The organism is Burkholderia sp. HI4860, from assembly GCF_002223045.2.
GTDB lineage: Bacteria > Pseudomonadota > Gammaproteobacteria > Burkholderiales > Burkholderiaceae > Burkholderia.
On sequence record NZ_NKFO02000003.1, the window covers coordinates 2,147,038 to 2,160,126 of the forward strand.

At 71.1% G+C, this 13,089-nt stretch carries 13 protein-coding genes; 8 read left to right on the plus strand and 5 right to left on the minus strand.

Annotated elements, in window-relative coordinates; translation table 11 throughout:
- Complete coding sequence (locus tag CFB34_RS25255) at window positions 1-942, minus strand: glyoxylate/hydroxypyruvate reductase A (protein WP_089441170.1); 942 nt, start codon at window positions 940-942, stop codon at window positions 1-3.
- A 335-nt stretch (window positions 943-1,277) separates the two neighbouring features.
- On the opposite strand from CFB34_RS25255, the gene CFB34_RS25260 reads away from it, so the two are divergent.
- Complete coding sequence (locus CFB34_RS25260; protein ID WP_089441169.1) at window positions 1,278-1,901, plus strand: alpha/beta hydrolase; 624 nt, start codon at window positions 1,278-1,280, stop codon at window positions 1,899-1,901.
- A gap of 255 nt (window positions 1,902-2,156) precedes the next feature.
- On the opposite strand, the gene CFB34_RS25265 is transcribed toward CFB34_RS25260, so the two are convergent.
- Window positions 2,157-2,444 (minus strand): hypothetical protein, encoded by a 288-nt coding sequence (locus CFB34_RS25265; RefSeq protein WP_089441168.1) that lies wholly within the window; start codon window positions 2,442-2,444, stop codon window positions 2,157-2,159.
- A gap of 553 nt (window positions 2,445-2,997) precedes the next feature.
- Between CFB34_RS25265 and CFB34_RS25270 the strand changes: the two genes are divergently transcribed.
- Genes CFB34_RS25270 through CFB34_RS25280 form a run of 3 tightly spaced genes read left to right on the plus strand, consistent with a single transcriptional unit; the run spans window position 2,998 to window position 6,995 of the window.
- The gene (locus tag CFB34_RS25270; RefSeq protein ID WP_089441167.1) at window positions 2,998-3,753 is read left to right on the plus strand and encodes a 2Fe-2S iron-sulfur cluster-binding protein; all 756 of its coding nucleotides are present in this window, start codon (window positions 2,998-3,000) and stop codon (window positions 3,751-3,753) included.
- Between the two features lie 18 nt (window positions 3,754-3,771).
- On the plus strand, window positions 3,772-4,773 hold the full coding sequence (locus tag CFB34_RS25275; RefSeq protein ID WP_089441166.1) for a xanthine dehydrogenase family protein subunit M: 1,002 nt from the start codon (window positions 3,772-3,774) through the stop codon (window positions 4,771-4,773).
- The gene (locus CFB34_RS25280; RefSeq protein ID WP_089441165.1) at window positions 4,770-6,995 is read left to right on the plus strand and encodes a xanthine dehydrogenase family protein molybdopterin-binding subunit; all 2,226 of its coding nucleotides are present in this window, start codon (window positions 4,770-4,772) and stop codon (window positions 6,993-6,995) included. Before CFB34_RS25275 ends, CFB34_RS25280 begins: the two co-directional genes overlap by 4 nt.
- A gap of 9 nt (window positions 6,996-7,004) precedes the next feature.
- Here CFB34_RS25280 and CFB34_RS25285 read toward each other — a convergent pair whose 3' ends face one another.
- The gene (locus CFB34_RS25285) at window positions 7,005-7,925 is read right to left on the minus strand and encodes a LysR substrate-binding domain-containing protein (RefSeq protein ID WP_089441164.1); all 921 of its coding nucleotides are present in this window, start codon (window positions 7,923-7,925) and stop codon (window positions 7,005-7,007) included.
- A 112-nt stretch (window positions 7,926-8,037) separates the two neighbouring features.
- On the opposite strand from CFB34_RS25285, the gene CFB34_RS25290 reads away from it, so the two are divergent.
- Window positions 8,038-8,676 (plus strand): glutathione S-transferase N-terminal domain-containing protein, encoded by a 639-nt coding sequence (locus CFB34_RS25290; protein ID WP_089441163.1) that lies wholly within the window; start codon window positions 8,038-8,040, stop codon window positions 8,674-8,676.
- A gap of 56 nt (window positions 8,677-8,732) precedes the next feature.
- On the opposite strand, the gene CFB34_RS25295 is transcribed toward CFB34_RS25290, so the two are convergent.
- Entirely contained in the window at window positions 8,733-10,004 is a 1,272-nt protein-coding gene (locus CFB34_RS25295) for an MFS transporter (protein ID WP_089441162.1), read from the minus strand.
- Window positions 10,005-10,110: 106 nt separating this feature from the next.
- On the opposite strand from CFB34_RS25295, the gene CFB34_RS25300 reads away from it, so the two are divergent.
- The 3 genes from CFB34_RS25300 to CFB34_RS25310 all read left to right on the plus strand — a co-directional run bounded on the left by CFB34_RS25300 (window position 10,111) and on the right by CFB34_RS25310 (window position 11,868).
- Window positions 10,111-11,163 carry a LysR substrate-binding domain-containing protein gene (locus CFB34_RS25300; protein ID WP_089441161.1) on the plus strand — a complete coding sequence of 351 codons (1,053 nt, stop codon included), beginning with the start codon at window positions 10,111-10,113 and terminating at the stop codon, window positions 11,161-11,163.
- A gap of 115 nt (window positions 11,164-11,278) precedes the next feature.
- Window positions 11,279-11,488, plus strand: a complete 210-nt coding sequence (locus CFB34_RS25305) for a hypothetical protein (RefSeq protein WP_089441160.1) — start codon at window positions 11,279-11,281, stop codon at window positions 11,486-11,488.
- Entirely contained in the window at window positions 11,488-11,868 is a 381-nt protein-coding gene (locus CFB34_RS25310) for a type II toxin-antitoxin system VapC family toxin (protein ID WP_089441159.1), read from the plus strand. The genes CFB34_RS25305 and CFB34_RS25310 overlap by 1 nt, the downstream gene beginning before the upstream one ends.
- 56 nt (window positions 11,869-11,924) lie before the next feature.
- Here the strand turns inward: CFB34_RS25310 and dapA are convergent, their stop codons facing one another.
- Window positions 11,925-12,818, minus strand: coding sequence for a 4-hydroxy-tetrahydrodipicolinate synthase (gene dapA, locus CFB34_RS25315; protein WP_089441158.1), 894 nt, complete (start codon window positions 12,816-12,818; stop codon window positions 11,925-11,927).
- Window positions 12,819-13,089: the final 271 nt, after the last annotated feature.

Below are 13,089 nucleotides of genomic sequence, written 5' to 3' on the forward strand. Positions count from 1 at the left end.
TCAGTAGCCGCGTGCGTAGTCGACGACGCCGCCGACGCGCTCGCCGCGCTCGAGCGCGCGGATCTTGCCGGCGATCTGGGCGACGGCCTCGTCGCGCAGCGTCTCGGCCGAGCTGTGCGGCGTGATCGTGATGCGCGGCGCGTGCCAGAACGGGTGGTCCTCCGGCAGCGGCTCGCGATGGAACACGTCGAGCGTCGCGGCGGCGATCTGGCCGCTCGCGAGCGCGTCGAGCAGGTCGGCTTCGACGAGATGCGCGCCGCGTGCGACGTTGACGACATACGCGCCGGGCGCGAGCCGTGCGAACGTGCGCGCCGCGAGGATGCCGTCGGTGTCGGGCGTGCTCGGCAACAGGTTGACGAGCACCTTCGCGCTGTCGATGCACGCATCGAATGCGCCGTCGCCGGCGAAAGTCGTCACGCCGTCGAGCTGCTTCGCGCTGCGGCTGTAGCCGCGCACGGGCAGGCCGAGCGCGGCGAGCGCGCGCGCGACTTGCGCGCCGAGGACGCCGAGGCCGAGCACGGCGACGGTGAAGCTGGCGCGCGCATGCGGTTCGAGCGGTTGCCAGCGGCGCTCGCGCTGCAGCACTTCGTATTCGTCGAAGCGGCGCAGGTAGCGCAGCACCGCGTGCGTCACGTATTCGACCATCTGCTGCGCCATGCCCGAATCTTCGAGCCGCACGAGCGGCACGTGCCGCGGCAGCGTGCCCGGATGCGCGTGCTCGAGCGCGAGCAGCGCGTCGACGCCGGCGCCGAGGTTGAAGATCGCGCGCAGGCCGTCGCGCGGGGCGAAGAATTCGCGCGGCGCGCGCCAGACGAGCGCGTAGTCGGCGGCGGCCGTGTCGCCCGGCTGCCACGCGCGCAGTTCGGCTTCCGGCAGCGCATGCGCGATCGCGTCGCGCCACGCGCCTGCTTCCTGGTGCGGGGAATGGAACAGGATCTTCATTGGATGACGGCGCGCGCGCCGGCGAAGCGCGTCACGGGAACGGCGAGCGGGGCCGGGCGCGGCGCGCCGGCGGGCGTAGCGGACATCGGGCGTCTCCTGACGACCGGGCGCCCGGCGCGTCGGCGCCCGGCCCCGGTTTCGTGTGAAGCTGACGGGAAGCCCACATTCTACGGTCTCGCGGCGCATCGCGCGCCGGTGCACGGGGCGGGCGGACGCCCCCGATGGCCCGCCCCCGGATGGCCGGCCCACTTAAAAGCAAAGCACAAAATATTGGTTCGGCCGCCGCGGACGCCGCGCCACAATCGAATCCCGTCTTCAAGCAAGCGAGGGCAATCATGCGCGCATGCAGCAAATCGGCGTGGCCGCCGCGGCTCGTCACCGTTCCGGGCCTGCACGGCAGCGAAGGCGCTCACTGGCAGACCTGGCTCGAACGGCAGTTCCCGCGCTCGCTGCGCGTCGAACAGGACGACTGGGATGCGCCCGATCTCGCGCGCTGGGCGCAATCGGTGCGCGCGTTGCTCGACCGCGAACGCGGCCCGTTCGTGCTGGCCGCGCACAGCTTCGGCTGCCTCGCGGCCGCGCATGCGCTTGCTCAGTGGCCGCATACGGGCGATGTCGCGGGCGTGCTGCTCGTCGCGCCCGCCAGTCCGAAGAAATTCACGTTTGCCGGGCCGTTCGACGCGCGCCGGCTCGCCGTGCCGTCGATCGTGATCGGCAGCGAAACCGATCCGTGGATGCCGCTCGGCGACGCGCGCACGCTCGCGCAGCACCTGGGCAGCGCGTTCGTGAACCTCGGCGACGCGGGGCACATCAATACCGCGGCCGGCTTCGGGCCGTGGCCGCGCGCGAAGTACTTCATCGACACGCTCGTCCACTGCGCGGCACCGCTGCGCTTTCGCGACGCGGACGACGGCTTCGAAACCGCGCTCGTCGACCGCGCGCTCGCGCACGCGGTCTGACGCGCCGGGCGGGCGGCGCGTGCCGCGCGGCGGCTGTCGCGGCATCGCGCGCCGTTGCGCGCGCGGCGCACGCACGGGCCTGACGCCGCCCGGATCCGAATCGCTCGGCCGGCCGGGCTCGGCATGGCCCGCGAGGTGGCGCGACGTCATGCCGTTTGCGCCACCGCCGACCGTGACGTCATGTCAGCGACACCTCCCAACGAAATCCCACCGCTCGCCCCGAGCGGGTCCGACTCACATCACGTGGTGACGGGATCAGCCCGGTGACGACGCGGCCGCGCTGGAGGCGGCTGCGTTCGCGGCGGGCTTCGCATCGTCGTCGTCATCGGGCGGGTAATGCACGACGGGCGGCGCGAGCGGCGCGGCATCGGACGCGGCGGTATTCGCGCGCGCGTCGCTGTTGAACGCGCTGGCGGCGCCGCTCGATGCGCCGCCGGCCTGCTGCGCGGCGTCGGTCGCGTTGGCGTCGTGCGGCGCGTCGTCGCTGCAGGCGGCGACGAAAACGGCGGCACACAGAACGACGGCGACGAAAACGCGACGCATGACTTCTCTCCTGGCAGGCTGATCGGGAAACGTTTTCGAGTATGCCGCCGCGATGCGACGTTTCGGTGAATCGTTTGCGATGCGAGTGCAATCGCGACCTGTTTTCGTCAGGCTGACGGAACGCCTTCGCGGCAATCCGCCGCCATGCGTGGCGGAATTTCCCGGCAGAGACGGATGCTGCGCGCATTTACACGGCGCGCAACGACGCGACCCGGCCCCGGCGACGCGAGCGCCATGCGCGTCGTGGCACGTGCACCCGGCAACTTGCGACCGATGTGTGGCCGGATGCGCCGGAAAACCGGGCGTTATTGCCGCTTCGCCAGCGAACGGCCAGCCGCGCGCCAGCGTGCTGTCATGAAGGCAGGGTCAGCGGCAACGTGTTCCGTCTGCCCCCCGGCGCGCGTCGCGCACGGATGACCGGCGCGGCACATCGGCGTTGCCCCGCCGTTTCGCGGCACCGGAATTGCTCAATGCAGATGCGCGTGCCGACCGCGCCGCCATCCGGGCGCGGGCGGCACATCCGCGTCCGTCAACCATGGAGCGAGCAGAAGCCATGTCCAGCGATCGATCCGACTCTCCGTCTGCCGAACCGGCGCGCGATGCCGCCCCGTCGCCGCGCGGGCCCGGCCATTCAGCGGCGCCGCGGTTGCCGCACGATACGCCGTCCAGTGCCGCGCGGCGCCACTTCCTGCAATCCGCGGCGGCTGCCGCGACCGTCAGCGCCGCATCGCACGTTCATCCGCAGCCGTCGTACGCGGCATCCACGCCGGCCGCGCCCCGCCGCGATACGGTGCCGGCGCAGCCCGTGCGTTTCGACATCAACGGGCGCGCGTACACGCTGCAGCTCGAACCGCGCGTCACGCTGCTCGACGCACTGCGCGAATACGCCGGGCTCACGGGCACGAAGAAGGGCTGCGATCGCGGGCAGTGCGGCGCATGCACGGTGCTCGTCGACGGGCGGCGCATCAACGCATGCCTGACGCTCGCGGTGATGCACGAAGGCGCGCGGATCACGACCGTCGAAGGGCTCGCGCGCGGCGGCGTGCTGAGCCCGGTGCAGCGCGCGTTCGTCGAATGCGATGCGTTCCAGTGCGGCTACTGCACGTCCGGCCAGCTCTGCTCGGCGACCGCGCTGCTCGACGAGTTCGCGGCGGGGGCCGGGAGCGCCGCCACCGACGACGTGCGGCGCCGTCCCCCGCAGCTGTCGGACGACGAGATCCGCGAGCGCATGAGCGGCAACCTGTGCCGCTGCGGCGCGTACCCGAACATCGTCGCCGCCGTGCGCGCCGCGCACGCGGCGCGCGGCTAGCCGACGGAGGGCACCGCAATGGAAGCGATCTCCTACGAACGCGCGACCGACGTCGCCGGCGCCGTGCGCGCGGCGCAGCGGCCCGGCGCTGCATTCATCGGCGGCGGCACGAACCTGCTGGACCTGATGAAGGGCGGCGTCGCGCGGCCCGTCACGCTCATCGACATCACGCGGATCGCGGGCCTGGATACGGTCGATGCGCTGCCCGGCGGCGGCGTGCGCATCGGCGCGCTCGTGCGCAACAGCGATGCGGCCGATCATCCGCGCCTGCGCGCCGACTATCCGCTGCTGTCGCAGGCGCTGCTCGCCGGCGCATCCGCGCAATTGCGCAACATGGCGACCGTCGGCGGCAACCTGATGCAGCGCACGCGCTGCCCGTATTTCTACGATCCCGCGTTCGCGCAGTGCAACAAGCGCGAGCCGGGCAGCGGCTGTGCGGCGATCGGCGGCCACAACCGGATGCACGCGATCCTCGGCGCCAGCCCCCAGTGCGTGGCGGTGAACCCGTCGGACATGAGCGTCGCGCTCGCCGCGCTCGACGCCGTCGTGCAGGTGAGCGGCCCGCGCGGCGCGCGGCAGATTCCGATCGCATCGTTTCACCGCTTGCCGGGAGATCGTCCCGACCTCGACACGACGCTCGAGCCGGGCGAGCTGATCACCGCGCTGGACTTGCCGCCGCCGCGCTTCGCCGACCATGCGCACTATCTGAAAGTGCGCGATCGCGCGAGCTACGCGTTCGCGCTGGTGTCGGTCGCAGCTGCGCTGCGGATGGATGGCCCGCGTGTCGCCGACGCACGGATCGCGCTCGGCGGCGTCGCGCACAAGCCGTGGCGGGCGATGGAGGCGGAAGCGCATCTCGCGGGCCGCACACCGACCGACGCGACGTTGCGCGAGGCGGCCGCGCTGGCGTTGCGCGACGCGCGTCCGCTCGACGGTAACGGCTTCAAGGTCGCGCTCGCGCAGCGGGCGATCGTCCGTGCGGTCGAAACGGCAGCCGCCATGCCGGGAGGTGCAGCATGAACACGATGACGGGACAACCGCTGGACCGTGTCGACGGCGTGCTCAAGGTGACGGGCGGCGCACACTACGCGGCCGAATTCTCCGATGCGCGGCTCGCGCACGCGGTGCTCGTGACGAGCACGATCGCATCCGGGCGCATCGAGTCGATCGATGCGGCGCGCGCCCGCGCGATGCCTGGCGTGCTGATCGTGATCACGCACGAGAACGCGATGCGGCTGCCCAACGGCGGCCGGCCGCCGCTGTCGCCGCCCGCCGGGCGCCGGCTCACGTTGCTGCAGGACGACACGGTGCGCTACAGCAACGAACCCGTCGCGGTCGTCGTCGCCGAAACGCTCGAGCAGGCGACCGACGCCGCGCATGCCGTGCACGTGCGCTATCGCGCGAGCGAGGCCGTGGCGGATTTCGCGCAGGCGAAGCGCGACGCGCGCGTGCCGCCGAAGCAGCAGGGCCGCCCGATGGATACGCAGCGCGGCGACGTCGATGCGGGCCTGCGCGAAGGCGCGGTGCGCATCGACGCGACCTATACGACGCCGATGCAGCATCACAACCCGATCGAGCCGCATGCGACGATGGCGCGCTGGGACGGCCCGACGCTCACGCTGCACGATGCGACACAGGGCGTGTCGGGCGCGAGCACGGCGGTGGCCGCGGTCTTCGGCATCGCGCCGGACCACGTGCGCGTGATTTCACCGTTCCTCGGCGGCGGCTTCGGCTGCAAGGGTTCGTCGTGGTCGCACGTGTCGTTGTGCGCGATGGCCGCGAAGCAGGTCGGGCGCCCGGTTCGTCTCGCGCTGACGCGGCCGCAGATGTTCGGCCCGGTCGGCGGTCGGCCGTTCACCGAACAGCGCGTCGTGCTGGCCGCCCGCCACGATGGCACGTTGACGGCGATGCGCCACGACACGATCGCCACCACGTCGACGTTCGAGGACTGGATGGAGATGTGCGGGATGCCGTCGCGGATCATGTACGCGGTGCCGAACCACGCGACCACGCACCGGATCGTGTCGCTGAACGTCGGCACGCCGACGTTCATGCGCGCGCCCGGCGAGGCGTCGGGCTCGTTCGCGCTGGAATCGGCGATGGACGAACTCGCGTGGCGGCTCGGCATGGACCCGGTCGCGCTGCGGCTCGCGAATTACGCGGCGGTCGATCCGCAGGACGGCAAGCCGTGGTCGAGCAACAAGCTGCGCGAATGCTACGAGGTCGGCGCGCGGCGCTTCGGCTGGTCGCGCCGCACCGGCGCGCCGCGCACGATGCGCGACGGCGACACGCTGATCGGCCTCGGGATGGCGGCCGCCACGTATCCGGCGAACCGCAGCGAAGCGTCGGCGCGGGCGCGCATCTTGCCGGACGGCACGGCCGAAGTCGCGTCGGGCACGCAGGACATCGGCACCGGCACCTACACGGTGATGACGCAGGTCGCGGCCGATGCGCTCGGTTTCTCGCCGCAGAACGTGCGCTTCGCGCTCGGCGATTCCAGCCTGCCGCGTGCGCCCGTATCGGGCGGCTCGCAGTCGGCGGCGAGCGTGGCGCCGGCCGTGCGCGAGGCCGCGCTGCAGGCGCGCGCGAAGCTGGTCGCGCTGGCGGTCGCCGCCCCCGGATCGCCGCTGCACGGCGCCGGGGCCGACGACGTGACGGTCGACAACGGCTGGGTCGTGCATCGCGGCGACCCTTCGCGGCGCGATCCGGCCGCGGCGGTGATCGCGCGCGCGGGCGGTCAGCCGATCGACGCGCAGGCGACGACGAAGCCGGGCGACGAGAAGTCGCGCTATGCGTCTCATTCGTTCGGCGCGGTGTTTGCCGAAGTGCACGTCGATGCCGAGCTCGGCACGATTCGCGTACCGCGCATCGTTGGCGTCTACAGCGTCGGCAGCCTGCTCAACGCGAAAACGGCGCGCAGCCAGTTGATCGGCGGGATGGTGTGGGGGCTCGGCACCGCGCTCGAGGAAGGTTCGCATCTCGACGTGCGGCACGGCCGCTTCACGAATGCGAATCTCGCTGAATATCACGTGCCCGTGAACGCGGACATCGGCGAGCTGGATGTGAGTTTCGTCGACGAGCGCGACACGCATTTCAATCCGCTCGGCATTCGCGGCATCGGCGAGATCGGCATCACCGGCGTGCCGGCCGCGATCGCCAATGCGGTCTATCACGCGACCGGCGTGCGGGTGCGCGATCTGCCGATCACGCTCGACAAGGTGGCGATGCCGATGCGGGCGTGAGCGCCGGCGTCAGCGCCGCGGCGTCCTGCGCCGCACCTCGCTGCGCAGCCAGTCGAGCCACGTGCGGATCGCCGCTTCGTGCGGATGGCCGGGGCGCCACACGACGTAGTGCGCATATACGTCGGCAATGCGCACCGTCGACACGCGCACGAGCGTGCCGTTCGCGAGCTCGGGCTCGATCAGCGAGCGGCGCGCGAGGGCGACGCCGCGCCCCTTCAGCGTCGCGTCGATCAGCGCGTTCGGATCGGTGAAACGCGGCGCGCGTGCGGATTCGGTGAGGTCGAGCCGCGCGGCCTGGAGCCACGGTTCCCACGGTTGGGCGGGATGACGCAGCAGCGTCGCGCGCACGAGATCGGCCGGCACGCGCGGCGCGACGCCGTCGCGATTGCGGTACGCGGGGCTCGCGACCGGAAAGATCGTCTCGTTCATCAGCTTCTCGGCGACGACACCCGGCCACGTGCCGGGCCCGTAGCGCAGCGCGACGTCGATGCGGTCGCGCTTGCGCAGCGGTGCGAGCGCCACGTCCGGGTGCAACACGATCGCGATGCGCGGATGCGCGGCCGCGAAGCGCGGCAGGCGCGGCGCGAGCCAGCGCTCGGCGACGCTCGGCAGCACGCTGACGTTCAGCGTGACGTCGCAGGTGCGCGGGCGACTGCGCACGGTGAGCGCCGGCTCGAACGCGCGCTCGAGCACGCTGAGGCCCTGGCGTACCTGCAGTGCGAGCGCGTGCGCTGCGTGCGTCGGCGTCGCGCCGTTACGTTCGCGCGTGAAGAGCGGATAGCCGAGCTGCGCCTCGAGCGCGCGGATGTGCTGGCTGACGGCGCCTTGCGTGAGCGCCAGTTCATCGGCCGCACGCGTGAAGCTCTGCAGCCGCACGGCGGTCTCGAACGCGCGCAGCGTCTGCAGCGGAGGAAGGTGGATGCGTCGCATGCGGGTATTAGTAACACTAATGTCCGAGCACGACAATTCATCGTTTGCGGCCGGCGGGCACGCGTTCCTACACTCGGTTCCGTCTTCCACCTCCCCGTCGGGCCCCACCACCATGAACGCCTATCGTCTCTATCTTTCGCCGGGCGCCTGCTCGCTTGCCGTCCACATCGCCCTCGAGGAAACCGGCGCGCCGTTCGACGTCGAGATCGTCTCGGTGCAGAAGCAGCAAAACCTCGAGGCGCGCTATCTCGCGATCAACGCGAAGGCGCGCGTGCCGGTGCTCGCGATTCCGGGCGAGCCGCACGTGCTGACCGAAACGCCGGCGATCCTCACGTATCTCGCGCGCCGTTATCCCGAGGCGCAATTGCTGCCGTTTGGGGACCCGCTGCGCGAGGCACGGTGCCACGAATGGCTCGCGTGGCTGGTCGGCTGGGTGCATGGCGTCGGCTATGGCGCGCTGTGGCGGCCGGGCCGCTTCATCGGCGATCCGGCCCTGCATGGCGAGGTCCGTGCGCATGGCCGACGCACGATCGAAGCCGCGAACGAAACGATCGAAGCCGCGCTCGCCGACGGCCGTACGTGGGCCGAGCCGGGCGCGCATTCGATCGTCGATCCGTTCCTGTTCGTGCTGTATCGCTGGGGCGTCGCGATCGGGCTCGACATGACGCGGCATGCGGCTTGGACTGCCCACGCGCAGCGCGAGGCCGAGCGGCCGGCGTCGCGGCGTGCGCTGGCGCGCGAGGCGGCCTGACGGATTGCGCGGGCGTCGTGGCGTGCGCGGCGACGCCCGCGTGAGACGGGCGGCTGCTATTTCGCGGCGAACAGCGGATGGGTCGCGCCGGCGACCAGCGCGGCCGCGAGCCACACCACGCTCCACGAACTGACCGCGAGCAGCGGTGGAATCGCGAGCGGCGTCGCGAACAGCCCGAGGTAGACGATCGTATTGGCCATCCCGAGTGCGGTGCCCGCCTGATTCGCGCCTGCGAGCGTCGCGAGCTCCGTGTACGCGACGCCGTGCCACGCGGACACGCAGATGCCGGCGAACACGAGAATCGCGACGATCGCGGCGAGCGGCACGTGCGCATGGCCAGCCGTTGCGGCGGCGAGCAGCGCGAACGAGCCGGCCGCGACGAATACCGATCCGCGCAGATACGCGCGCCGGTTGCCGTGCCGGTCGGTATGACGGCCGCTCCACACGCGCATCACCATCGCGCCGAGTTGCAGCGTGACCATCGCCGCGCTGATGCCGGCGAGGCCGAGCCGGCCGAAGTCGTGCAGGAACACCGTCGCGAACGTGAGCACCGCGAACTGCGGCGCGCACAGCAGGCCGATGCCGAGCACGATGCGCCACACGGGGCCGCTCGCGAGCGGGTTGCGCTCCTGCCGCGCGGATGGCTGCCGCTCGACGGGGCGATGCGCGGTGGGGTGCGTCACGGCCGGTTCGGCCGGCGGCTCGTGCAGCCAGCGCCAGGTGAGCGCGGCCGATCCCGCGCACAGCAGCATCAGCGCGCCGAATACCGCGGCAAAGCCGATATGCGACGCGAGCGACGGTAGCAGCGCCGCGCCGATGCCGCCGCCGAGCGGCACGGCCGTCTGCCGGATGCTCATCGCGAGCCCGCGTTCGCGCTCCCCGAACCAGCGCATCACCGCGCGCCCGCTCGACCCGTTCACGCTGCCGCCGAGCAGGCCGACGCAGCACATCGCCACGACGACGCGCATCAGCGGCGGCACGCCGTGCGCGGTCGGGACGATCGTGCACACCATCAGCGCGAACATCGCGGCCGTCGCGACGAGCCCGGCGAGCAGCACGCGGCGGTCGCCGAAGCGGTCGGCGGCCATCCCCCACGGCAGCTCGGACAGCGCGACGCCGAAGCCGAGCGCGCCGAGCACGAGGCCGAGCGCGCCGTTGTCGAGGTGATAGGCCGTGCGCATCCACACGGCCGTGGTCGGAATGCCGGCCGCTGCGGCCGAAAAGCTCATGTTCGCGGCGACGCCGGCCGCCAGCACGCGCCAGCGATGAGCCGCGCCGCGCACGTCGCGGGCGGGCGAGGAGGGGGAAGCGATGCACGAGGTATCCATGACGGCAGGCCCGAGTGGAAATTGACATCCACAGTCTGGCGACCTACATTCATCCTGAAAATCGGAAAGTTCTTGATGAATTGTTCGATAAAACAGGATGGTTGAGATGTCCGGACACGACATTCCTCACGACGACGGCGAGTCGCTCGCGCTGGCCGATGCCACGCTGGCCCGGCCCAACTTCGACGTGGCGGCGCTGCGCAGCCTCGTCGCCGGGGTGGATCTCGGCAGTTTTGCGAAGGCGGCCGACCGCGTCGCGCGCTCGTCGTCGGCGGTGAGCGCGCAGATCCGCAAGCTCGAGGAGCAGGCCGGCACGCCGCTGTTCGTGAAGGCCGGGCGCGGGCTGGCGCTGACCGATGCCGGCGACGCGATGCTGCGCTATGCGCGGCGGATGATCGAGCTGAACGACGAGGCGGCCGCGGCCGTGCGCGGCATGAATCTCGACGGCTGGGTGCGGGTCGGGCTGCAGGAGGATTTCGGCGAGGCGATTCTGCCCGACGTGCTCGGGCGGTTCGCGCGTGCGCATCCGAAGGTGCGGATCGAGGCGCGCGTGGCACGCAATGCCGACTTGCTCGACCGGCTCGACGCGAACCAGCTCGATCTCGCGCTGGTGTGGGGAGACCCGGCGTCGGCGGCGCTGGTGGCGCGCGCGGGGATCGATAGCGAAGCGATCGCGCAGGTGCCGATGCAGTGGGTCGGGGCGGCGGGTTCGGTTGCGGGCGGCTTCGGCATGCCGGGCGGTGGTGCGCAGGAGGACGGCGGCGCGGACGAAACGGGCGACCGAGCGGTGCGAGAGTCCGGCGAGCCGCTGCCGCTCGTCGTGTTCGACCGGCCGTGCCGGTTCTTCGGTGCGGCGACCGGTGCGCTCGACCGCGCGGGCGTGCCGTGGCGCGTTGCGTTCACGACACCGAGTCTCGCCGGGCTATGGGCCGCGGCGGCGGCCGGCCTCGGGCTGACGGTGCGCTCGCAGTACGGGCTGCCCGCGTCGGTGCGCGTGCTCGATGCGGCTTCGTGCGGGCTGCCGGCCCTGCCGAGTTTGCCGCTGATATTGCTGCGGCGCACGTCGTCGGCGACGCCGACCGTCGATCGGCTCGCGCGGATCGTGAAGCAGGCGGTGCAGGATGCGACGGAGGGGACGGGGGTGGCGCTGGCGGCATGACGAAACCTTCGATTGCCGTGGCAGGGTGTTGTTCGGCACGCCCTCTGCCGATCGGTCGAATGGATCGATCAGGTGAACCTGACTACAGTGATGATCACTTGAAACGGAGGTCATCATGCGAAACGCAAATACGCCCGGCGCCAGTGCGGTCGATCCGGCCCAAAGGGCAGATGCCACGGTCCGCGGTGACGGGGCGTCAACTGATCGACTCGTGCCCGGCAATCCACCTGTTCGGTTCGGTGTCCTGCAAGGGCAGGCGTGGATCGCGGACGATTTCGATGCCCCGCTGCCTGATTACCTGCTGGATGCCTTCGAAGGGCGCTGATGCGGCTGTTGCTCGATACGCACATCTTTTTGTGGATCGTGACCAATGACCCCAGGCTGAGCGCAAGGGCGCGCCGACTGATCTCGGCCGCCGACGTACGTTTCGTCAGCAGCGCGAGTATCTGGGAGGCCGCCATCAAGGCCGGCCTGGGGAAGCTCGATATCGACGTCGGCAAGCTGATCCGAGCGATCGGCGCGAGCGGGATTCGCGAGCTACCCGTTCGGGCCGTGCATGGGGCCGCGGTCCGGGATCTGCCGCACCACCATCGTGATCCATTCGATCGCTTGCTGGTCGCGCAGGCCCGTCACGAGCCGCTTCAGCTCGTGACAGCCGATGCCTATCTCGCGCGGTACGACCTGTCTCTCGTTCTGACAGTTTGAAGCAATCTGTCGGGGCGAAATCCATCGGTCGCCTGCACGTCATGTGGCGTCGCGGTTCATGCTGCCGCGACGTCCGGCTCGATTTCATCCAGTTCCGCACAAATGGCCGCCAACCGCTCCTTCAACCCTTCACTCGCCGGTACGAACGGCAGCCGCAACCCGTCCTCGCACCACCCTTGCGCGGCCAGCACGGCCTTCACCGGCGCCGGGTTCGGCTCCGCGAACAGCGCCGCGACGAGCGGCTGCAGCGCGACCGACAGGCGCCGCGCATCGGCGAGCCGGCCGTCGCGCAGCAGCGTATGGATGCGCACATGCCATTCGGGCAGCACGTGCGCGCTGCTCGCGATCGCGCCGTGCGCACCGGTGCACATCGCCGCGAAGTTCTGGTTGTCGTCGCCGGACAGGATCGCGAGCGGCGTGTCGTGCACGAGCCGGCTCATCCGGTCGAGCGTGCCGCCGCATTCCTTGATGCCCGCGACGCGCAGGTCGCGCGCGAGCGCCTGCAGCGTGTCCAGTTCGACGTTCACGCCGGTGCGGTACGGGATGTTGTAGACGAGCACCGGCAGGTCGGCCGCGTCGACGATCGCCTCGACGTGGCGGCGGATGCCGTCCTGCGTCGGCCGCACGTAGACGGGGGGCGTGACGAGCAGCCCGTCGGGCCGCAGCGCCGCGAGTTCGCGCGCACGGGCCGCTGCGAAATGTGTCGCGCTCGCGGTCAGCCCGACGACGATCGGCAGCCCCGGCGCCGCGTCGCGCAGCGTCGCGAACACCGCGTCCTGTTCGCGTGCGTCGAGCAGCACGCCTTCACCGGTCGTCGCGCCCGCGACGAAGCCCGCGAGGCCCGCGGCTGCATAGTGGCGCGCGAGTCGCGCGAGCGCGGCATGGTCGATTTCGCCGTGGTGGAACGGCGTGATGATCGGCAGCCAGATACCTTCGAAACGTGTGTTCATGCAAAGCCTCAGGATGGAAACGGAGTGGGAAGGAACCGTTCCGTCGGCGAAGAGCCGGAGCGAGGCGTGCGAGCAAGGAGAAAGAAACGACCTGCGGGCATCCCGTCCGGCATTCGCCTGACGGGACGCGACGTCCCCGTCAGTCGAGGAGTCGTTTTTTCAGTTTCAGCCCGGCCGCGCGCGCACCTGCCGCGACGGCGGCGAGGATCGGAAGCGAGCGCAGGGCAGCGGACATGGAGGAACCGGGAAAATGGGCTTAGCGGCGATCTTA

Excerpts from the sequence above, each read along its gene's own strand:
- CFB34_RS25255 (WP_089441170.1), bottom strand. The coding sequence starts at position 942 with ATGAAGATCCTGTTCCATTCCCCGCACCAGGAAGCAGGCGCGTGGCGC.
- CFB34_RS25260 (WP_089441169.1), top strand. The coding sequence starts at position 1,278 with ATGCGCGCATGCAGCAAATCGGCGTGGCCGCCGCGGCTCGTCACCGTT.
- CFB34_RS25265 (WP_089441168.1), bottom strand. The coding sequence starts at position 2,444 with ATGCGTCGCGTTTTCGTCGCCGTCGTTCTGTGTGCCGCCGTTTTCGTC.
- CFB34_RS25270 (WP_089441167.1), top strand. The coding sequence starts at position 2,998 with ATGTCCAGCGATCGATCCGACTCTCCGTCTGCCGAACCGGCGCGCGAT.
- CFB34_RS25275 (WP_089441166.1), top strand. The coding sequence starts at position 3,772 with ATGGAAGCGATCTCCTACGAACGCGCGACCGACGTCGCCGGCGCCGTG.
- CFB34_RS25280 (WP_089441165.1), top strand. The coding sequence starts at position 4,770 with ATGAACACGATGACGGGACAACCGCTGGACCGTGTCGACGGCGTGCTC.
- CFB34_RS25285 (WP_089441164.1), bottom strand. The coding sequence starts at position 7,925 with ATGCGACGCATCCACCTTCCTCCGCTGCAGACGCTGCGCGCGTTCGAG.
- CFB34_RS25290 (WP_089441163.1), top strand. The coding sequence starts at position 8,038 with ATGAACGCCTATCGTCTCTATCTTTCGCCGGGCGCCTGCTCGCTTGCC.
- CFB34_RS25295 (WP_089441162.1), bottom strand. The coding sequence starts at position 10,004 with ATGGATACCTCGTGCATCGCTTCCCCCTCCTCGCCCGCCCGCGACGTG.
- CFB34_RS25300 (WP_089441161.1), top strand. The coding sequence starts at position 10,111 with ATGTCCGGACACGACATTCCTCACGACGACGGCGAGTCGCTCGCGCTG.
- CFB34_RS25305 (WP_089441160.1), top strand. The coding sequence starts at position 11,279 with ATGCGAAACGCAAATACGCCCGGCGCCAGTGCGGTCGATCCGGCCCAA.
- CFB34_RS25310 (WP_089441159.1), top strand. The coding sequence starts at position 11,488 with ATGCGGCTGTTGCTCGATACGCACATCTTTTTGTGGATCGTGACCAAT.
- dapA (WP_089441158.1), bottom strand. The coding sequence starts at position 12,818 with ATGAACACACGTTTCGAAGGTATCTGGCTGCCGATCATCACGCCGTTC.